Consider the following 19,605-nt stretch of genomic DNA (forward strand, 5'->3'; position numbering starts at 1 on the left):
CATGCACGTCCTCGTGGTGCACAACCGCTACTCCTCGGCGCAGCCGAGCGGGGAGAACAGGGTCGTCGATGAGGAGGTGGGGCTGCTGCGCGCGGCCGGCCACCGGGTCGACGTGTTCGAGCGGCGCAGCGACGACATCGCCGCCCGGTCCCTGCTCGGCAAGGCCGCGGTGCCGCTCCTTGTGCCGTGGAACCCGGCGGTCCGCGCGGAGCTCGCCGCCCGGCTCCGCACCGAGGGGCCGGACGTGGTGCACGTCCACAACGTCTTCCCGCTTCTGTCGCCCGCGGTGCTTGCCGCCTGCGCCGACGCCGGCGTGCCCGTCGTCGCCACGCTGCACAACTACACGCAGGTCTGCCCGCCCGGCACGCTGCATCGGGACGGCCGGCCGTGCACCGAGTGCGTCGGGTCGGCGGCGTCGCTGCCCGCCGTCCGGCACGGCTGCTACCGGAACTCCCGGCTTGCGACGGTGCCGCTCGCGGTCAGCCTGTCGGTCAACCGGCGGCGGTGGTGGTCCGGCGTGGAGCGGTTCTTCTGCATCTCCGCGGCGCAGCGCGACATCCTGGTGCGGTCCGGCATGCCGGCCGAGCGGCTGGCGGTGAAGCACAACTTCGTGCCCGACCCGGGCGCCCGCCGAGCGGGCGCCGGCGAGCATCTGCTCTTTCTCGGCCGGCTCGCGGAGGCCAAGGGCGTGCGGCTGCTCATGGCCGCGTGGGACGGGATCGCCGCGGACGGCGGTGTGGGTGTGCCGCTCGTGATCGCCGGCGCGGGGCCGCTGGAACCCGAGGTGACCGCCTGGGCGGCGGGCCGGGACGACGTGCGGTACGTCGGCCTGTACGACCCGGCTCAGTGCCGGCAGGCCATCGCGCGATCGGTCGCCGTGGTGGCTCCCTCGATGTCCCTGGAGACGTTCGGCCTGGTGGTCGCCGAGGCGATGGCGGCGGGGGTCCCGGCCGTCGCCGCCGGTCACGGCGCCTTCGTCGAACTCGTCGAGGAAGGGGTGACCGGGCTGCTGCACCGGCCGGGCGAGGCCGCCTCGCTGGCGTCCTGCCTGCGCCGGATCACGGCAGAGCCGGACCGCAACCGGGAAATGGGCCAGGCGGCCCGGCGCCGTTACGAGCAGGGCTTCAGCCCGGCCGTCGGCCTTGAGCGCCTGGTGGACGAGTACCGCACCGCGATCGCGGGTCGGTCGGAATCAATGGGGGGCAGTAAATGACACGATGCCGACTCTGCGGCTCGGCGACGCTGGCGAGCGTCGTCGATCTGGGGGCGACCCCGCCGTGTGAGAGTTTTCTCGCCGCGGACCAACTGGACGAGCCGGAACCGGCGTACCCGCTGCACCTGCGGGTCTGCACCGACTGCTGGCTCGCGCAGATCCCTCCGCTGATCACGCCGGAGGAGACGTTCAAGGAGTACGCGTACTTCTCCTCGTACTCGACCTCCTGGGTGGAGCACGCGCGCACGTTCGTCGCCGACGCCGTACAGCGGGTGGGCCTCGGCCCCGACGCCTTCGTGGTCGAGGTCGCGAGCAACGACGGGTACCTGCTGAAGCACGTGGTGGACCGGGGGATCCGCTGCCTCGGCATCGAGCCGTCGGTGAACGTCGGCGCCGCGGCGCGGGACGCGGGTGTGCCCACGCTCACGGAGTTCCTGGACCCGGACACTGGTTCGGCCGTCCGCGCCGAGCACGGCCCGGCGGACCTGGTCGTGGCCAACAACGTGTATGCGCACATCCCCGACGTGGTCGGGTTCACCCGGGGGCTGCGCGCCCTGGTCGCCGACGACGGCTGGGTCTCCATCGAGGTGCAGCACCTGCTGACCCTGATCGAGGAGAACCAGTACGACACGATCTACCACGAGCACTTCCAGTACTACACGGTCGCGTCCGCGACCCGGGCGCTGGCGAGCGGCGGACTCGCGCTCGTGGACGTCGAGCTGCTGCCCACCCACGGCGGCTCCATCCGGCTGTGGGCCCGGCCGACCGAGGTGGCCGGCGAGCCGACGGATGGGGTATCCCCTGCTCGAGCGGAGCCGAGAGCTCGGGGAAAGGTGGCCGACGTACTGGCCCGGGAGAAGGCCGCCGGGCTGCAGGAGCTGTCCGGGTACACCGAGTTCTCCGCTCGGGTGGCCAAGGTGCGCCGGGACCTGCTGCGGTTCCTCATCGAGGTGGCCGAGCGTGGCGAGACGGTCGTCGGCTACGGCGCCCCGGGCAAGGGCAACACCCTGCTCAACCACTGCGGCATCCGGCCCGACCTGCTCCCGTACACGGTCGACCGCAACCCCTACAAGCACGGCAGGTTCACCCCGGGCACCCGCATCCCGATCCTGTCGCCCGACCAGATAGCCGCCGACAGACCGGACTACGTCCTCGTCCTCCCGTGGAACCTGCGGGCCGAGCTGGTCGAGCAGCTGTCCTTCGTGCACGACTGGGGCGGCCGGCTGGTCTTCCCCATCCCGGAACTGAGCATTGTCGAGGTCGCGTCTTGAAAGAGGTCACAGCATGAAGGTCGTTCTGTTCTGCGGCGGCTACGGGATGCGGATGCGGAGCGGTGCCGCAGACGACGTGCCCAAGCCGATGGCGATGGTCGGCCCGCGACCGCTGATCTGGCACGTCATGCGCTACTACGCGCACTTCGGGCACACGGAGTTCATCCTGTGCCTCGGCTACGGGGCCCACCACATCAAGAAGTTCTTCCTCAACTACGAGGAGACGACGTCCAACGACTTCGTGCTGCGGGGCGGGCGGACCGAGCTGCTGTCCACCGACATCTCCGACTGGACGATCACGTTCGCGCAGACCGGCATCGAGTCACCGATCGGGGAGCGGCTGCGCCGGGTGCGACACCACCTGGACGGCGACGACATGTTCCTCGCCAACTACGCCGACGTACTCACCGACGCCCCGCTGGACGAGATGATCGACCGGTTCGCCCGGCGCGACGCCGGTGCGTCGATGATGGTGGTGCCGCCGCAGTCCTCGTTCCACTGCGTGGATCTGGGCGAGGACGGCCTGGTGGGGGGCATCACCGCGGTGAGCGACCTGCCGCTGTGGGAGAACGGCGGCTACTTCGTACTCCGCCAGGAAGTCTTCGACCACATACCGGAGAACGGGGACCTGGTCGCCGACGGATGCGCCCAACTGGCCAAGCAGGGTCGGTTGGTGGCGCACCAGCACCGCGGCTTCTGGAAGCCGACCGACACCGTGAAGGAGCGGGCCGCGCTCGACGCCGCCTACGCCCGGGGCGACCGCCCGTGGGCCGTGTGGGAACGGGACAGCGCCGGAGCGCGGGCGTGATCCGGCTCGGGGCCGGGCCCCTGGACCAGATCGTCGCGGTAGGGGCGCACTGCGACGACATCGCCATCGGCGCCGGCGGCACACTGCTGGCGCTGTGCCTCGCACGGCCGGGCATCCGCGTCGACGCGCTGGTGCTCTCCGGCGGTGGCAGCGAACGGGAGCAGGAGGAGCGGGCCGCGCTCGCCGCCTTCTGCCCGGGTGCCGACCTGCGGCTGACCGTGCACAAGCTGCCGGACGGCCGGCTGCCCGCGCACTGGGACGAGGCCAAGGCCGCGGTCGAGGAACTGCGCGAGCGGACCGAGCCGGATCTCGTGCTGGCCCCACGCACCGATGACGCGCACCAGGACCACCGCGGCCTGGCGCAACTGCTGCCCACGGCATTCCGCGACCACCTGGTGCTCGGCTACGAGATCGTCAAGTGGGACGGCGATCTCGGCCGTCCGTCGGCGTACCAGCCGCTGTCGCCGGAGATCGCCGAACAAAAGGTGCGGCTGTTGCAGGAGCACTACCCCTCGCAGCGGCACCGGCCCTGGTACGACCGCGAGGCCTTCCTCGGCCTCGCACGAATCCGCGGCATCGAATGCCACGCGCGCTACGCCGAGGCGTTCGCCGTCACCAAACTCACTCTCAACCTGGGGGAATGAACCTTGCGCGTACTGCTGACCGGGCACCAGGGCTACCTGGGCACCGTCATGGCCCCGGTCCTCACGGCTGCCGGGCACGAGGTCGTCGGCCTTGACTCCGGCCTGTTCGCCGACTGCGTCCTCGGCCCGACGCCCGCGGACCCGCCGGGGCGACGGGTGGACCTGCGGGACGTCACGGCCGAACACGTGGCCGGGGTGGACGCCGTGATCCACCTGGCCGCCCTGTCCAACGACCCCCTGGGATCGCTGGCGCCGGACCTCACCTACGACATCAACCACCACGCCTCCGTACGGCTGGCCCGGCTGGCCCGAGACGCCGGAGTGCGGCGCTTCCTGTACGCGTCGACCTGCTCGGTCTACGGCGCCGCCGGCGGTGACGACCTGGTGGCCGAGGACGCCCCGCTGCGCCCGGTGACGCCGTACGCGGAGTCCAAGGTGCGGGTGGAGGACGACCTGCACGCGCTGGTCGACGGCGACTTCAGCCCGGTGTTCATGCGCAACGCCACCGCCTTCGGCTACTCGCCCCGACTACGCGCAGACATCGTGCTGAACAACCTGGTGGGCCACGCGCTCCTGTCCGGCGAGGTCCTCGTGCTCTCCGACGGCACCCCCTGGCGCCCGCTGGTGCACGCCGCCGACATCGCACGGGCCTTCGCGGCCGCGCTGTCCGCGCCGCGGGAAGCGGTGCACGACCGGGCGTTCAACATCGGCAGCGAGGTCAACAACGTCACGGTCGCCGAGATCGCCGAGCAGGTCGCCGAGGCGGTGCCCGGCGCGAAGGTGGTGATCACCGGGGAGACCGGTGCCGATCCGCGGTCGTACCGGGTGGACTTCTCCCGGTTCCGCGCCGCGGTGCCCGGCTTCGACTGCGAGTGGACGGTGAAGCAGGGCGCGCTCGAACTCGCCGACGCCTACCGGAAACACGGGCTGACCCGGGAGGACTTCGAGCGACGCTTCACCCGCCTCGCCGTGCTGCGCGCGGCGTCCGACGCCGGCACCGTCGACGACACCCTGCGGCGGCGCCGATGACCGCGGCCGGCGAAGAGATGCACGCGCTGGTGGAGCGGCTGTACCCGCTGTGCCGGAGCATCACCGGCGACGGTGTGCGCGCCACCCTGAAGGTCGTCGGCGAGTACGTCCCGCTGCATGTGCACGAGGTGGCGACCGGGACTCAGGTACTCGACTGGACTGTGCCGCAGGAGTGGAACATCCGGGACGCGTACATCGCCGACACCGCGGGCAAGCGGGTCGTCGACTTCGCCGCGTCCAGCCTGCACGTGCTCGGCTACAGCGTGCCGGTGTCGGCGACCATGCCGCTGGCCGAGCTGCGCGGACACCTGCACACCCTGCCGGAACACCCGAGTTGGGTGCCGTACCGCACCAGCTACTACAAGCCGGAATGGGGGTTCTGCCTGGCCCAGGAGACCCTGGACGCGATGCCGGACGGCGAGTACGAGGTGCGCGTCGACTCCACGCTCGCGGACGGCCACCTCACCTACGCCGAGCACGTGGTCCCCGGTCAGGTCCCCGACGAGGTGATCGTCTCCTGCCACGTCTGCCACCCGTCGCTGGCCAACGACAACCTGGCCGGCATCGCGGTGGCGGTGTTCCTGGCCCGGGCGCTGGCCGAGCAGACGCCTTACTACACCTACCGGTTCATATTCGCGCCCGGCACCATCGGGGCGATCACCTGGCTGGCCCGCAACGCGGAGCGGATCGACCGGGTCAAGCACGGGCTTGTGCTGGCCTGCGCCGGCGACCCGGGCCAACTGACGTACAAGCAGAGCAGGCGCGGCGACGCGGAGATCGACCGGGTGATGCGGCACGTGCTGGGCGCGTCCGAACGCCCGCACCACGTCACCGAGTTCACGCCGTACGGCTACGACGAGCGGCAGTTCTGCTCGCCCGGGTTCGATCTCGGCGTGGGCTCGCTCAGCCGGACCCCGTACGCGGGCTACCCCGAGTACCACACCTCGGCGGACAACCTGGACTTCGTCTCCTCGGAGGCGATGGCGGACACGCTCGCCCTCTGCCGCGAGGCGTTCGCCGTCCTCGACCGCAACCGGCGGTACCTCAACCTCAGCCCTTACGGCGAACCGCAATTGGGCCGACGTGGGTTGTACGACGCGCTCGGCGGCCGCAGCGACACCAAGCAGGCCCAGATGGCCATGCTCTGGGTGCTCAACCTCTCCGACGGCGAGCACAGTCTGCTGGACGTCGCCGAGCGGTCCGGGCTGCCGTTCGACACCGTCGCCACCGCGGCCGGCGCCCTGCACGGCGCCGGGCTGATCAAGGCATGACGCCGATGACCGGCGAGGGGGAGAATCCGCAGACAATAGCGCCACCGGCCGGATCCACCCGGCGGGCCCTCGTCGGCCGGCTGTCCTGGGGGCTGGCCGACCAGGCGGCCTCCAGCGTGAGCAACTTCGTGGTGGGGATCTACGTGGCCCGCTCGCTGGGGGTGACCGCGTTCGGCGTGTTCAGCCTGGCCTGGGTGACCTACGGTGTGGTGCTCAACGTCTCCCGCGGGCTGGCCACCGATCCGCTCGTGGTGCGCTTCAGCGGCGTGGCGGACACGTCCTGGCGCGGGGCGGTGGCCCGGTCGACGGGTACCGCGCTCGGCGTCGGTGCCGCCCTCGGCGCGGCGTGTCTGGTGGTCGGGCTCGGCCTCGGCGGCCGCGTGGGGCCCGCGTTCGCCGCCCTTGGTGTCATGCTGCCGGGGCTGTTGCTGCAGGACGCCTGGCGGTTCTCGTTCTTCGCCGCCGGCACCGGGCGGAAGGCGTTCGTCAACGACGTCGTGTGGGGTGTCGCACTCGTCCCGGCCATGGTGGTGGCGGCCCGTGTGGGCAGCGTGGCCGCTTTCGTGCTCGCCTGGGGCGCGTCCGCCACGGTGGCGGCGGGGTACGGCTACATCCAGTCCGGCATCCGGCCCCGGATGACCGAGGCGCGCGGGTGGCTTCGCGAGCAGCGCGATCTCGGCTACCGCTACCTGGTCGAGAACGTCAGCCTCAGTGGCGCGAGCCAGCTGCGGGCGTACGGGCTCGGCGCGATCGTCGGGGTCGGCGCGGTGGGTGCGGTGCGGGGCGCCGAGCTCCTGCTCGGCCCGTTCCTGGCGGTGCTCATGGGGCTTTCGCTGGTCACCGTCCCGGAGGCGGCACGGGTGCTACGGCAGGCACCTCACCGGCTCGGCACGTTCTGCCTCCTGCTGGGCGGGGGGCAGGCCGCCGGCGCGCTGCTCTGGGGCGCGGCGCTGCTGCTGATGCCCGGCCGGCTCGGCGAGCTGGTGCTCGGCGGCGTCTGGCACTCCGCCTCGGAGCTCATCTTGCCGGTCACCCTCGGCGTCGCGGGCGCGGGCCTCGGCACCGGCGCGGCGGCCGGGCTTCGCGCGCTCGCCGCGGCCCGGCGCAGCCTGCGCTGCCAGCTGATCGCCTCCACCTTCTATGTCAGCGGTGGGCTCGGCGGGGCGGCCGTGGCCGGCACGGTCGGCTCGGCCTGGGGCGTCGCCGCCGCGACGTTGAGCGCCTCGGCCGTGTGGTGGCTGCACCTGCGGTCCGCCCTGCGCGAGCACCACCACGAACCCATCCCCGAAGTGAGGACGCCATGACCGCCCAACCCAGGCTGAGCATCGGCCTGCCCGTGTACAACGGCGAGGAGTACCTGGCCGAGTCGCTCGACGCCCTGCTCGGCCAGACCTACGAGGACTTCGAGCTGGTCATCTCCGACAACGCCTCGACCGACGGGACCCAGGACATCTGCCGCCGGTACGCCGAGAAGGACTCGCGGATCCGGTACATCCGGCTGTCCCGGAACATCGGCGCCACGCCGAACCACAACCATGTGTTCGCCGAGTGCCGCGGCGAGCTGTTCAAATGGGCCTCGCACGACGACCTTTACGGCCGGGACCTGCTGCGGCGCTGCGTGGAGGCGCTGGACGAGCGGCCGGACGTGATCCTCGCGCACGCCGACCAGGCGGTCATCGACGGCGACGGCCAGGTGAAGGTCCCGTACGAGTACGGGCTCGCCACCGACTCGCCGCACCCGCCGGAGCGCTTCCGCAGCATGCTGTTCGAGCCCGGCGGCGACGACTTCTACGGGGTGATACGGGCCGACGTACTGCGCCGGGTGAAACCGATGGACAGCTACCACCACGCGGACCGCACGTTCGTCGCCGAGCTCGGCCTGCACGGGCCCTTCCACCAGGTGCCGGAGCTGCTGTACTTCCGCCGCGACCACCCCACCCGCGCCGAGCGGGCGAACCCCAGCAAGCGCTCCCGGTGCGTCAACCTGGACCCGCGCCGGGCAGGCCCGCTGCACCCGACGCCCCGGCTGCTCGCCGAGTACGTCTGGGGCTTCGTCGCGGCGATCCGGCGGGCGCCGTTGTCCCCGGCCGACCGGCGCGCGTGCTACCGCCACCTGGCCGCATGGATGGCCAGCCGGGCCCGGCCGGGCGCCGGCGAACGGGTCGAGGACCGCGCCCCGGTCGACCCGGCCCTGCTCACGGTCTCCGTCGACGCCCTTGTCGCCGGCCGTGAGGGGAGGCAGGCATGACGCCTGCGAACGAGACTCCGGTGCGCGTCGGGGTGTTCGGCCTGCTCGGCTCCGGGAACCTCGGCAACGACGGGTCGCTTGAGGCCGTGCTCGGGTACCTCCGCGCCGAGCACCCGGAGGCGGTCGTGGACGCGCTGTGCGGCGGGCCCGAGGCCGTGACGACCCGGTTCGGGATCCCCGCCACGCGGCTGCACTGGAACCGCGCGGAGTACCGGACCGCGTCACGTGCGGGCGCGATCGCGGCGAAGGGGCTGGGCAAACTCGTCGACGTCTTCCGCACCGCCGCCTGGGTGCGCCGGCACGACGTGGTGATCGTGCCGGGCATGGGCGTCCTGGAGGCCACGCTGCCGCTGCGGCCGTGGGGCTTCCCGTACTCGCTGTTCCTGCTCTGCGCGAGTGGCCGGCTGCTGCGTACCCGGGTCGCGCTGGTCAGCGTCGGCGCCGCCGAGATCGGCAACCGGCCCACCCGGGCCCTGGTGCGCTGGTCGGCGCGGCTGGCCGCGTACCGGTCGTACCGGGACGCCCAGTCCCGTGACGCGATGCGGGCGATGGGCGTGGACACCGCGCGCGACGAGGTCTACCCGGACCTCGCGTTCGCCCTGCCCACGCCGCGGGAATGGGGTATCCCCTGCTCGGAGCTTGTCGGAGAGCTTGGGGAAGCGCCCTCGGGCCCGCCGGGCCCGGTCTGCGTCGGCGTCATGGACTTCCACGGCGGCAACGACGACCGCGCCCGGGCCGAGGAGATATACCGGCGCTACCTCGACGGGACGATCCGGTTCGTCCGCGCGCTGGTCGAGGAGGGCAGGCCGGTCCGGCTGCTCACCGGCGACGCGTGCGATGCGTCGGTGGTCGCCGCGATCCTCGACGCGGTGGACTCACCGCTGGTCACCGCTGCCGAGCCGGCCTCACTGGCCGACCTGATGAACGAGATGGCGGCTGCCGACACCGTGGTGGCGGTCCGATACCACAACCTGATCTGCGCGCTGAAGGCCGGCACGCCGGTGCTCGCACTCAGCTATGCGGCGAAGAGCGACGCGCTCATGGACCGGATGGGGCTGGGCGCGTACTGCCACCCGGCGCGCGAGGTCGACGCCGACCGGCTGCTCGAGCAGTTCCGGGCGCTGGAGAAGCGATCGATCGAGCTGCGGCAGACCCTCACCGAGCGAAACCTGGCCGCCGCCCGGCAACTCGAGCACCAGTTCACCGCCTTGACCGCGGCCCTGTTCCCGGCGACCGACCACACCCACGCCCACGCTCGGCAGGAGTCTCCATGAAAGCGACCGAAGTCCCGGCGATCGCCGGCGCGTACCTCTTCGAGCCGACGCCGTACGCCGACGAGCGCGGTTTCTTCTGCCGCACCTTCGACGCCGACGTGGTCCGCTCGGTGGGGCTCGACCCGGACGCCTTCGTCCAGGACAGCCTGTCCCGCTCGGTCCGAGGCGTGCTGCGCGGCCTGCACCTGCGCTCCGGCGCCGGCGAGGCCAAGCTGGTGCGGTGCTCGTACGGGAGGATCTTCGACGTCGTCGTGGACCTGCGGACGGACTCGCCGACATACCGCAACCGGGCCTTCTTCGAGCTGTCCGACGAGACGCAGGTGACCCTGTACATCCCGGCGGGGTGCGCACACGGCTTCCAGGCTCTGACCGAAACCGCCGACACCTCGTACCGGATCGACCGCCCGCACGATCCGGCCGAGGACGTGACGATCGCCTTCGACGACCCGGAGCTCGCCATTCCCTGGCCGCTGCCGGTCACATCGATGTCCCAGCGGGACCGGGAGGCGCCGAGCCTCGCCGAGGTCCTGAAGCAAAAAGAGAGTTGAGGTCGGCGTGAACACCGAACACACCGAAGGGACCAAGGAGTTCGCCCTGCCCCGGTCGCGGACGGCGAACGAGCGGCTGCACGCCATGATCCCCGGGGGCGCGCACACCTACGCCAAGGGCGACGACCAGTACCCCGAGAACCTGGCCCCGGTCATCAGCCACGGCCGCGGTGCCCACGTGTGGGACGTCGACGGCAACCGCTACATCGAGTACGGCTCCGGCCTGCGGTCGGTCAGCCTCGGCCACGCCCACCCACGCGTGATCGAGGCGGTGCGGCGGGAACTCGACCGCGGCAGCAACTTCGTCCGGCCGTCCATCGTGGAGGTCGAGGCCGCGGAACGCTTCCTGGCCACGGTGCCGACCGCCGAGATGGTGAAGTTCGCGAAGAACGGCTCCGATGTCACCACCGCCGCGGTGCGCCTCGCCCGCGCCGTCACCGGGCGCCCGCGGGTGGCCATCTGCGGCGACCATCCGTTCTTCTCCGTCGACGACTGGTTCATCGGCACCACGCCGATGTCCGCCGGTGTTCCGGCGGCGACCAACGAGCTCACCGTGGCGTTCCCTTACGGGGACCTGGCCGCCACGGAGGAGCTGCTCACCCGGTACCAGGACGAGGTCGCCTGCCTGATCCTCGAACCCGCCACCCACGCCGATCCTTCCCCAAACTCTCAACTTCGTTCGAGCAGGGGAGACCCCACTCCCGGGTACCTCGCCGGCCTGCGCGAACTGGCCGACCGACACGGCTGCGTACTGATCTTCGATGAGATGATCACCGGTTTCCGCTGGTCCGAGGCGGGCGCCCAGAGCCTGTACGGCGTCGTCCCCGACCTCTCCACGTTCGGCAAGGCGCTGGGCAACGGGTTCGCCGTCTCCGCGCTGGCCGGGCGCCGCGATCTGATGGAGTTGGGCGGGCTGCGTCACTCCGGCGACCGAGTGTTCCTGCTGTCCACCACGCACGGCGCGGAAACGCACTCGCTGGCCGCCGCGATGGCCGTGCAAACCACGTACGTCGAGGAGGGCATCACCGCGCGGCTGCACGCCCTCGGCGAGCGGCTGGCCGCCGGTGTCCGCGAGGCCGCGGCCGGCATGGGCGTCGGCGACCACATCGTCGTCCGGGGCCGGGCCAGCAACCTGGTCTTCGCCACCCTCGACGAGAACCGGCAGCCGTCGCAGCAGTACCGCACCCTGTTCCTGCGCCGGCTCCTCGCGGGCGGGGTGCTGGCCCCGTCGTTCGTGGTGAGCAGCGCGCTCGGCGACGCCGACATCGATCACACCGTCGACGTGGTGGCCCAGGCATGTGCGGTGTACCGGAAGGCACTGGACGCCGCTGACCCCACCCCCTGGCTGGCCGGACGACCGGTGAAGCCCGTGTTCCGCCGCTTGGCGTGACGTGACGTGACGTCAGTGGCGCTCCCGCCGACCGGCGTCGGCCATCCGATCGGCCAGCCGGTCAGCCATCCGGTCGACCAGCCACGCGGTCGCCGGTATCACCGCCAGCGCGGTGCACCAGCCGCCGAGGACGTCGGTCGGGTAGTGCGCGCCCAGGGCGACCTGCGCCCAGCCCATGGCGGCGCCGGCAACCAGCCCCGCGGCGAGTACGAGCAACGTGCCGGCCGTCCTGCCGAGGCCGAGCCGGCCGGTCGCGAGCAGTGCCACCACGAGGGCGAGCGCGGTGGCGAAGGCGGTGTGCCCGCTCGGGTAGGACAGGTTCCCGTCGTGGATGGTGCGTCCCACCAGGGACTTGAGCAGCGTCGCCGTCCCCACGGCGATACCGACGCCGGCAACGATGAGCACCGCCGCGCGAGGACGCCGAAGCAGCAGGCAGCCCGTCACGGTGGCCACGACCAGCGTCGCCGCTCCCACGGGCTCCCCCAAGAAGTCCGTGGCCAGAGCGACGTGCCGCCACGTCGGCCCCACGCCTTCCACCGCCGCCCAGATCCGCGCGTCCACCATGCCGGGCTTGCTGTCGTCGGCATACAGGACCCCGAGCACGACGACCACCAGCGCGGCGAGGGCCGCGATCAGCCCGAGCCACACGCGCAGTAGTGGGGGCAGCACCGCGGGCGCCGACCGGCCGGTCACACGCCCACCGCGCCCGGTCGACCTGCGGTGCTTTGCCGTGATCGGTAGATGACGACTCCGGTGACCGTAAGTCCGGGCACGACACGGCCAATGTGTCCCGTCAGTACCTCGGCTCCCGCGCAGGTCGCGCGCATCGGGCCGCGCACACCGTCACAGACCATCCGGCAGATGTGATGCACCTCCCCCTCCCGTCGGAGCCGACGCCATGTACGGGCTGCGCACGGCTGGGCCGAGCAAGATTGCAAACACATCAAGCGCGAACCGGGCTGAGCCGACTTCCGGGCCCGCTCCGGCCAGGCGATCCAACGCCACTGACGCTGGTCGATGTGGCCTCCGGCTTCTGCTGACGCCAACTCCCCACCAACGAGCCCCCCCGTCGTGTCTGACTTGGCCCGCGCGGGAGCCATCAGCCTGTCCATCACCCTGGTCAAGGGCATCGGAATCAGTCTCTGATTACCACCCTAACCAACAATGCGGTCGCGGCACACCGCCGTCGGAAAGTCCGCGTGTCAACACTCCGCGCGGGCCTCGACTTATTCGCGGGTGCCGACGAGCTGAACCGTCCTGGCGCGCAATGCCGCGCTGACGGGCAGCACGGTTCCGGCCACGGCGAGCAGCGTGGACATGACGGTGATGCCGGTGATCACTGCGTACGGCACCGTGATGGGGGCCGTGCCGAACAGCTGGTGCAGTGCGCCCCACAAACCGGTGAGGTTGAGCGCGGTCGCGATCAGTGCCAGTGCCACCCCGATGGCGGCCACCAGGAGCGATTCCGCGATGAAGAACCGCATGACCTGTTTCGGGGTGGCTCCGGCCATCCGGAGCACCGCCAGATCGCGTCGCCGGTCGGCGGTCGCCATGAGCAGGGTGTTGAGGATCGCGATGAAGCAGAAGATCACAACGATCACGGTGATGGAGCGCTGCCGCACCTCGGTCAGGTGGCGTGCGTACGCGCTCTCCGAGGCGACCAGCTGGTCCCTGGTGATGAGGCGGGCTCCGGTTCCGGCGACCGCCTCGCGGATTGCCGTGGTCGTGGCAGTGCGGTCGGTGCCGGACTCCAGTGAGATGTAGGCGCGCCGCGCGAGTCCGTCGCGGGCGTAGACGGCGGTCTTGGCGAACCGCTGGGGCAGATAGGCGACGTCCTCGCCGGGCAGCGCATGGTAAGTGGCCGCGATGCGCAGGTCGGCCTCTTCGCCGTCGGCCATCAGGATCTTGAGCCTCGAGCCGACCTTCCTGCCCCACAGTTCGGCCACGACCGTGCTGTTGTCGTCCAGGGCGTCCAACGAGCCGTCGACCACCTTCAGGTCCATCATCCGCTTCAGCGCGGCACCGTCCACGACGAGCCCGTCGTTCACCTCCAGCCGGTCCTCGTCGTGGGTGTAGACGGTGGTGAGGATGGGGGCCGCGACCTGGACGCCGTCGATCCGGGAGACCTTCTCGACGACCTGCGGGCTGATGCCCGAAGTGCCGTCGGGGGCGAGCGCATACTCCGACTTCACCTGGTTCTGCAGTCCGTTCTCGCGTGCCGCACCGAGCGCGTCGGTGGCGGCCAGCAGCGAAAATGTCAGGCCGACGGTGAGCAGGACGGGCGCGGCTGTGGCAGCGGTGCGCCGCCGTGAGGTCAGCACGCTCTCCCGTACGAGCATGGCGATGGGTCCCGAGAAGCGGCGCACCGGCCACATCAGCAGCCGGGTGAACGGCCCGACGGCGAGCGGTGCGAGTACAGCGGCGGCCAGGACCGGAACCAGCAGCGAGAGAGCGTAGGCGCTGGGCGAGAGGACCATGGCGGGGTCGCCGAGCGCGATCCAGGCAGTGAGCCCGGCTCCGCAGACCAGCCCGATGGCGCCGAGCAGCAGTCGCCCCGGGGTCCTCCCGGAGTCGTCGACCGCCGCCTCGCGCAGCGCCTCGACGGGACGGATGTTGCCGGCCCGGCGTGCGGCGACGGTCACACCGCAGAGCGCCACCAGGACGCCGACCAGGAAGGCGGCGACGAGTGGTGTCAGCACTGTCCAGCGCAGCGAGGGTCGGATACGGAACCAGGGTGGGGAGACACCCATCCCGATGAGCATGTCGGCGAGCAACTGCGCGCCGAACAGGCCGAGTACCGTACCCACCACCGACGCGAAGCCGCTGACCAGCAGCGCCTCGTTCCGTATCATCCGGCGCACCTGTCGGGGGGTGGCACCCACAGTGCGGAGCAGGGCGACCTCGCGGCGGCGCTGAATCACCGCGAAGGCGAAGGTGGAGGCCACCACGAACACCGCTGTGGTGCCCGCCACACTGGCCATCACCGGCACCAAGGTGATGGTGTTGTCCAACGCCTCGCGGTCGCGGTCCTCGCTGGCGTCGGCCTTGTGACGGTCCTGCCCGGTGAGCACCTCGGCGTCCGCACCGACTGCCTCGCGCACCTTGTCGATCGCACCGAGTGCCACCAGAGCCTCGATCCGTGGGGCCAGGCGGGCCGCTTCGGCGTCGGTGAAGAAGACCGCGTCCTCCCAGTCGACCGGAGTGACAGTGCCGCTCACTGTGTACGATCCGACGCCCGCGGCAGTCAGCACGGTCACCTTGTCTCCGGTCCGCGCCTGGCCGGAGGCGACGACGATCTCCCTGTCGGAGGCGGGCGCGCGGCCGTCCTGCAACGTGTACCCGCCGAACCGTGCCACTGGCCAGGGATGCCCGACCTGGTCCTTGGGGCCGCCTTCGAGCTGGGCGTAGAAGGCCCGGTCCACCACGGCGCCGCCGGTGCCGGAGACCTTCCGCAGCAGATCCTGCGATACGCCCTTGGCCTGCGGAAACGAGCGGACGCCGAGGTCGTGGTGGGCGGGATTCCACGTCGGGTCGGAGGGCATCACCACCGCCGGGGCGCCTGCGAACCGCTCCACCGGCCGGTCCGGTGGGTCGAGCGTGGTCATCAGCAGTAGGCCCATGGCCGCGACCTGGGCGACCCCGAGTACCAACGCCACAACGGTGCCGAGGAACGACACCCAGCGGCCCCGCAGGGTCTGGAAAGCCACTCCTAGCACTTCGGCACCGCCAGCTCGGTCATCCGCGCGGCGACGGCTTCGGACGTGGGTGAGATCAGTTCGCCGACCAGACCGCCGTCGGCGAGGAACAGCACCCGGTCCGCACACGAGGCCACGTTCGGATCGTGCGTGACCATCACCACCGTGGTCGGTCCGCCGTCCGCCGGGCTGTCGACCAGTTTCCGCAGTACATCCAGCAGTTCGCGTCCTGTGGTGAGGTCGAGCGCACCGGTGGGTTCGTCGGCAAAAAGCACGGCCGGGCGGGTCACCAGCGCGCGGGCGATGGCGACACGCTGCTGCTGGCCGCCGGAGAGCTGACTGGGACGGCTCCCTGCCTTCTTCTCCAGCCCCACCTGGGCGAGTGCCTGCTGCACCGTCCGCCGATCGGGCTTGCGCCCGGCCAGCCGCACCGGCAGCGCCACATTCTGCTCGGCCGTCAGTGCGGGCAGCAGGTTGAACGCCTGGAAGACGAAACCGGTCGATTCCCGCCGAAATTCGGTGAGTTGGGTCTCGCTCAGCCCCGCGATATCCGTCCCGTCGATGAATACCCGGCCCGACGAGGGCCGGTCCAGGGCGGCGGCACACTGCAGCAGCGTTGACTTCCCCGAGCCGGACGGCCCCATGACGGCGGTGAAGCTCCCCTTCGGAAAGGAGACCTGGATGTCGCGAAGCGCGGTCACCGCGCTGTCGCCCGATCCGTAGGTCTTGGCCAGCGACTCAAGCCGTACTGCATCGTCCATGGATTCCTCGTCGTTGACGTGTGATGGCGGGATCTCTGCCGGTCCGCACAGCGCTGCGCGACGGACGATCCAGGCTGCTCAACGCACCTTGTGTACGATGTCCACATTGCAAGCGCCGCAGTGGGCGCCACAATGTGGGGAGGGCTTTTCGCAGGATACACAGCTATGTGGACGCCGTCCACAAAAGGAGTGGCGATGACTTCCAGGGCCGGCGCAAGGAAGCGCGACACCTACCGGCACGGCAATCTTCGGAACGCACTGATCCAGGCCGGGCTCGAACTGGTCCGCGACGGCGGGCCGGACGCGGTGGTCCTGCGCGAGGTCACCCGGCGGGTGGGCGTGGTCCCCAACGCCGCCTACCGCCACTTCGCCGACCGCAACGCCCTTCTGCGCGCCATCCGCCAGGCCGCGCTGGCCCAACTGGCCGCCGCCATGGAGACGGAGCTGGCGGCCCTGCCGCCGGCCGACGACCCGGTCGAGTCCGCCCGCGCCCGCATCCGCGCCCTCGCCGCCAGCTACCTGCGTTTCGCCCAGGCCGAACCAGGGCTGTTCCGCGCCGCGTTCTCCACCACCGACATGGCCGACACCGAAAACGAATCCGCCGACGGCCCCGGCGGCTTGACCGCGTTCCAGCTTCTGGGCGCGGCCCTGGACGACCTCGTCGAGAGCGGCGCCCTGCCCCCCGACCGCCGCCCCGGCGCCGAATACTTCGTCTGGTCCGCCGTGCACGGCCTGGCCGTACTCCTCATCGACGGCCCCCTGCGCGACCTGCTTCCCGTACAAGCCCACGAAGCCGGACAACGGCTCATGGACTCGATCGAACGAGGCATCTGATCCGGACCCCGCGGGACGCAAGAACTTTTGCTCCACAGCCTGACCAGGCCGGCGCTCACCCCCTGTACCGCGCTCGGCGGGCTCGCCAACCTAGCCGCCCCTGTGACAGCAAGGCTGCCGTCTCCCGGGGCACTCGGATGTACCGCGGCCCCTTCCGAACCTATGCGCCACGACGGACCCGGGCGGCCTTGCGGGCCTCGGCCATCTGGCGGCCCTCAGCAGCCCGGCGAGACTCGCCACCGCCGCGGCCGGCCCGCCCCGGGCGGGTGCCCAGACCGCGGAAGGGAGCGCCCCCGCGCTTCGGGCGCTCCGCGACCGGCCCACTGCCGCTGATGGGGACACCGGAGGGAGCCTGAGCGCCGGTGATGCGGCTCAGTTCGGCCTCGCCGGAGCGGACCTGAGTGATCTGCGGCCTGATGCCGGCGTCGGACATGAGACGGGCCATGTCCCGGCGCTGGTTGGGCAGGACCAGCGTGACGACACTGCCGGACTCGCCGGCGCGGGCGGTACGGCCGCCACGGTGCAGGTAGTCCTTGTGGTCGCCGGGCGGGTCGAGGTTGACCACAAGGTCGAGGTCGTCGATGTGAATGCCCCGGGCCGCGACATTGGTGGCCACCAGGACCGTGACGTGACCGTCCTTGAACTGGGCCAGGGTGCGGGTGCGCTGGGGCTGCGACTTGCCGCCGTGCAGCGCCGCGGCCTTGACGCCACTGCTCAGCAGGTGCTTGGTGAACTGGTCGACAGCGTGCTTGGTGTCCAGGAACATGATCACGCGCCCGTCGCGGGCGGCGATTTCGGTGGCGGTGGCGTACTTGTCGGCGCCGTGCACCTGCAGCACGTGATGTTCCATCGTGGTGACCGCGCCCGCCGACGGGTCGACCGAGTGGACCACCGGGTCATGGAGGTAACGACGGACCAGGAGGTCGATGTTGCGGTCGAGCGTGGCCGAGAACAGCATGCGCTGGCCGTCGGGGCGTACCTGGTCCAGCAGTTCGGTGACCTGGGGCATGAAGCCCATGTCGGCCATCTGGTCGGCCTCGTCGAGGACGGTGATGTTCACCCGGTCCAGGCGGCAGTCCTTGCGCTCGACGAGATCCGCGAGGCGGCCCGGAGTCGCGACGACCACCTCGGCCCCGGCACGCAGTGCGCCGGCCTGCCTGCCGATCGACATCCCGCCGACCACAGTGGCCAGCCGCAGCTTCAGCGACCGGGCGTACGGGGTGAGCGCATCGGTGACCTGCTGAGCCAGCTCGCGCGTGGGGACGAGAATGAGGGCCAGCGGCTTCCGCGACTCGGCACGCTGCCCGGCCGTGCGCACGAGGAGCGCCAGGCCGAAGGCGAGCGTCTTGCCCGATCCGGTACGCCCGCGGCCCAGGACGTCGCGCCCTGCGAGGGAGTTCGGCAACGTGGCGGCCTGGATCGGGAACGGCTCGTTCACGCCGAGAGAGGTGAGCATCTTCAGCAACTCGGCGGGCATGTCCAGTTCGCCGAAGGTCGCAACCGCGGGGAGGGCAGCGGTGACGGTGACCGGCAGCGCGAACTCCCCCTGTGGTGTGGAGGGGCGGCGCCCGTTGCCGCCCGAACTGACGCCGGGGCGACCCCGACCCTGTGGCCGGAAACGGTCATTCGTGCGAGCTGAACGGCTCATGGAGAACCTTCCTCGATGGGGCACGCATCGAGGAATTCCCGACAGAAATGAGCCGGATGAATTGCAAGAACGAGCCGAAAGTGAGACCAAGAGAATTTGAATGCAAAAAAGCAGTAAGCTGGGGCCACACCACAAGGTGCGAGCCCCAGCTACCTCATACGCTTCGACGTCAGGCGGGAGTAATGTTCTCCGCCTGCGGACCCTTCTGTCCCTGCGTGATGTCGAAGTTCACCTTCTGGCCTTCCTGGAGCTCACGAAAGCCCTGGGCGGCGATGTTCGAGTAGTGGGCGAAGACGTCGGGGCCGCCACCGTCCTGCTCGATGAAGCCGAAGCCCTTTTCCGCGTTGAACCACTTGACGGTGCCGCTAGCCATATCAGATCTCCTTCGGGGCAGTGCCCAGGGGTCCACACCGTGTGAACCCTTGCGTTGCCACAATGAACCCCGTCCGGATAAGCACCGGAGATACAAAAGTGCCCGACGGTATACAACCGCCGAGGCATTTGAAGTTTCGGGAACCACAACTGCAACTACCATCAAGCTTAGCACGCCACACGCATCCGCACTGCCTTTTGTCCGTGGCTCCGGATCGGCCGCGCAGGCCTGCGCGAACTCAAATACACGCAAAAGGTTAATTTTCGGATTACACAAGGTGCGACCAAGAAGAACTCCTCCCATTACCCTCTTGATGGTCGGTGCCGGTCTCGATAACGCCGCCGCCCCCGACTTCGGTCGGTCGACGATGACCGCGCAGAGTCCAGGGTCGGTGAAGGCCACGCCGGTCGAGTTCCATGGAGCCGAGGCCGCCAGCACGTGGCGGACCGGAAACCGTCCATCGAGTCCGCGGTGGCGGCTCGCTTCGCGAGGAAGCTCAACCGCACCTGGCGGTCGGGGTTGTCCCTGTTGGTGTCCGCCAACCTCCGCAAAGACAACCTTCAGCGTAGACGCGCACTTGCCCGGCGAGGGAGCCACC

Annotated in this window: 17 protein-coding genes; 12 read left to right on the forward strand and 5 right to left on the reverse strand. The window is 70.7% G+C overall.

The window, feature by feature from the left end; translation table 11 throughout:
* Position 1: 1 nt before the first annotated feature.
* The 11 genes from ACWY4P_RS09310 (at position 2) to ACWY4P_RS09360 (ending at position 11,696) form a co-directional block, all read left to right on the forward strand.
* Entirely contained in the window at positions 2 to 1,213 is a 1,212-nt protein-coding gene (locus tag ACWY4P_RS09310) for a glycosyltransferase (protein ID WP_456209867.1), read from the forward strand.
* Positions 1,210 to 2,484, forward strand: a complete 1,275-nt coding sequence (locus ACWY4P_RS09315; protein WP_456209868.1) for a class I SAM-dependent methyltransferase — start codon at positions 1,210 to 1,212, stop codon at positions 2,482 to 2,484. Before ACWY4P_RS09310 ends, ACWY4P_RS09315 begins: the two co-directional genes overlap by 4 nt.
* A gap of 13 nt (positions 2,485 to 2,497) precedes the next feature.
* A complete protein-coding gene (locus tag ACWY4P_RS09320) occupies positions 2,498 to 3,292 on the forward strand; it encodes a glucose-1-phosphate cytidylyltransferase (RefSeq protein WP_456209869.1) in 795 nt (264 codons plus the stop codon).
* Positions 3,289 to 3,936 carry a PIG-L deacetylase family protein gene (locus ACWY4P_RS09325; protein WP_456209870.1) on the forward strand — a complete coding sequence of 216 codons (648 nt, stop codon included), beginning with the start codon at positions 3,289 to 3,291 and terminating at the stop codon, positions 3,934 to 3,936. Before ACWY4P_RS09320 ends, ACWY4P_RS09325 begins: the two co-directional genes overlap by 4 nt.
* A 3-nt stretch (positions 3,937 to 3,939) precedes the next feature.
* On the forward strand, positions 3,940 to 4,965 hold the full coding sequence (locus ACWY4P_RS09330; protein WP_456209871.1) for an NAD-dependent epimerase/dehydratase family protein: 1,026 nt from the start codon (positions 3,940 to 3,942) through the stop codon (positions 4,963 to 4,965).
* On the forward strand, positions 4,962 to 6,236 hold the full coding sequence (locus ACWY4P_RS09335; protein WP_456209872.1) for a DUF4910 domain-containing protein: 1,275 nt from the start codon (positions 4,962 to 4,964) through the stop codon (positions 6,234 to 6,236). The genes ACWY4P_RS09330 and ACWY4P_RS09335 overlap by 4 nt, the downstream gene beginning before the upstream one ends.
* Positions 6,233 to 7,540, forward strand: coding sequence for a hypothetical protein (locus tag ACWY4P_RS09340; RefSeq protein ID WP_456209873.1), 1,308 nt, complete (start codon positions 6,233 to 6,235; stop codon positions 7,538 to 7,540). Before ACWY4P_RS09335 ends, ACWY4P_RS09340 begins: the two co-directional genes overlap by 4 nt.
* Positions 7,537 to 8,484 (forward strand): glycosyltransferase family 2 protein, encoded by a 948-nt coding sequence (locus ACWY4P_RS09345; RefSeq protein ID WP_456209874.1) that lies wholly within the window; start codon positions 7,537 to 7,539, stop codon positions 8,482 to 8,484. Before ACWY4P_RS09340 ends, ACWY4P_RS09345 begins: the two co-directional genes overlap by 4 nt.
* Positions 8,481 to 9,758: a polysaccharide pyruvyl transferase family protein gene (locus ACWY4P_RS09350; RefSeq protein WP_456209875.1), complete on the forward strand. Its 1,278-nt coding sequence runs from the start codon at positions 8,481 to 8,483 to the stop codon at positions 9,756 to 9,758. Before ACWY4P_RS09345 ends, ACWY4P_RS09350 begins: the two co-directional genes overlap by 4 nt.
* A complete protein-coding gene (gene rfbC / locus ACWY4P_RS09355; protein WP_456209876.1) occupies positions 9,755 to 10,306 on the forward strand; it encodes a dTDP-4-dehydrorhamnose 3,5-epimerase in 552 nt (183 codons plus the stop codon). Before ACWY4P_RS09350 ends, rfbC begins: the two co-directional genes overlap by 4 nt.
* An 85-nt stretch (positions 10,307 to 10,391) precedes the next feature.
* Entirely contained in the window at positions 10,392 to 11,696 is a 1,305-nt protein-coding gene (locus tag ACWY4P_RS09360; protein WP_456212864.1) for a glutamate-1-semialdehyde 2,1-aminomutase, read from the forward strand.
* 12 nt (positions 11,697 to 11,708) lie between these two features.
* Here the strand turns inward: ACWY4P_RS09360 and ACWY4P_RS09365 are convergent, their stop codons facing one another.
* The 3 genes from ACWY4P_RS09365 to ACWY4P_RS09375 form a co-directional block, all read right to left on the reverse strand.
* Positions 11,709 to 12,389: a phosphatase PAP2 family protein gene (locus ACWY4P_RS09365; RefSeq protein ID WP_456209877.1), complete on the reverse strand. Its 681-nt coding sequence runs from the start codon at positions 12,387 to 12,389 to the stop codon at positions 11,709 to 11,711.
* A 533-nt stretch (positions 12,390 to 12,922) separates the two neighbouring features.
* Positions 12,923 to 15,403, reverse strand: coding sequence for an FtsX-like permease family protein (locus ACWY4P_RS09370; RefSeq protein WP_456209878.1), 2,481 nt, complete (start codon positions 15,401 to 15,403; stop codon positions 12,923 to 12,925).
* A gap of 2 nt (positions 15,404 to 15,405) precedes the next feature.
* The gene (locus ACWY4P_RS09375; RefSeq protein WP_456209879.1) at positions 15,406 to 16,152 is read right to left on the reverse strand and encodes an ABC transporter ATP-binding protein; all 747 of its coding nucleotides are present in this window, start codon (positions 16,150 to 16,152) and stop codon (positions 15,406 to 15,408) included.
* A gap of 195 nt (positions 16,153 to 16,347) precedes the next feature.
* On the opposite strand from ACWY4P_RS09375, the gene ACWY4P_RS09380 reads away from it, so the two are divergent.
* The gene (locus tag ACWY4P_RS09380; RefSeq protein WP_456209880.1) at positions 16,348 to 16,986 is read left to right on the forward strand and encodes a TetR/AcrR family transcriptional regulator; all 639 of its coding nucleotides are present in this window, start codon (positions 16,348 to 16,350) and stop codon (positions 16,984 to 16,986) included.
* 160 nt (positions 16,987 to 17,146) lie between these two features.
* Here ACWY4P_RS09380 and ACWY4P_RS09385 read toward each other — a convergent pair whose 3' ends face one another.
* A complete protein-coding gene (locus ACWY4P_RS09385; protein WP_456209881.1) occupies positions 17,147 to 18,634 on the reverse strand; it encodes a DEAD/DEAH box helicase in 1,488 nt (495 codons plus the stop codon).
* Between the two features lie 169 nt (positions 18,635 to 18,803).
* Positions 18,804 to 19,007, reverse strand: coding sequence for a cold-shock protein (locus ACWY4P_RS09390; RefSeq protein WP_364940881.1), 204 nt, complete (start codon positions 19,005 to 19,007; stop codon positions 18,804 to 18,806).
* Positions 19,008 to 19,605 lie beyond the last annotated feature (598 nt).

This window comes from Streptomyces sp. LZ34 (assembly GCF_053890475.1).

Bases quoted from the DNA above. Each gene is read 5' to 3' on its own strand.
- ACWY4P_RS09345 (WP_456209874.1), top strand. From the start codon at position 7,537: ATGACCGCCCAACCCAGGCTGAGCATCGGCCTGCCCGTGTACAACGGC.
- ACWY4P_RS09350 (WP_456209875.1), top strand. From the start codon at position 8,481: ATGACGCCTGCGAACGAGACTCCGGTGCGCGTCGGGGTGTTCGGCCTG.
- ACWY4P_RS09320 (WP_456209869.1), top strand. From the start codon at position 2,498: ATGAAGGTCGTTCTGTTCTGCGGCGGCTACGGGATGCGGATGCGGAGC.
- ACWY4P_RS09380 (WP_456209880.1), top strand. From the start codon at position 16,348: ATGACTTCCAGGGCCGGCGCAAGGAAGCGCGACACCTACCGGCACGGC.
- ACWY4P_RS09310 (WP_456209867.1), top strand. From the start codon at position 2: ATGCACGTCCTCGTGGTGCACAACCGCTACTCCTCGGCGCAGCCGAGC.
- ACWY4P_RS09385 (WP_456209881.1), bottom strand. From the start codon at position 18,634: ATGAGCCGTTCAGCTCGCACGAATGACCGTTTCCGGCCACAGGGTCGG.
- ACWY4P_RS09315 (WP_456209868.1), top strand. From the start codon at position 1,210: ATGACACGATGCCGACTCTGCGGCTCGGCGACGCTGGCGAGCGTCGTC.
- ACWY4P_RS09375 (WP_456209879.1), bottom strand. From the start codon at position 16,152: ATGGACGATGCAGTACGGCTTGAGTCGCTGGCCAAGACCTACGGATCG.
- ACWY4P_RS09390 (WP_364940881.1), bottom strand. From the start codon at position 19,007: ATGGCTAGCGGCACCGTCAAGTGGTTCAACGCGGAAAAGGGCTTCGGC.
- ACWY4P_RS09335 (WP_456209872.1), top strand. From the start codon at position 4,962: ATGACCGCGGCCGGCGAAGAGATGCACGCGCTGGTGGAGCGGCTGTAC.
- ACWY4P_RS09360 (WP_456212864.1), top strand. From the start codon at position 10,392: ATGATCCCCGGGGGCGCGCACACCTACGCCAAGGGCGACGACCAGTAC.
- ACWY4P_RS09340 (WP_456209873.1), top strand. From the start codon at position 6,233: ATGACGCCGATGACCGGCGAGGGGGAGAATCCGCAGACAATAGCGCCA.
- rfbC (WP_456209876.1), top strand. From the start codon at position 9,755: ATGAAAGCGACCGAAGTCCCGGCGATCGCCGGCGCGTACCTCTTCGAG.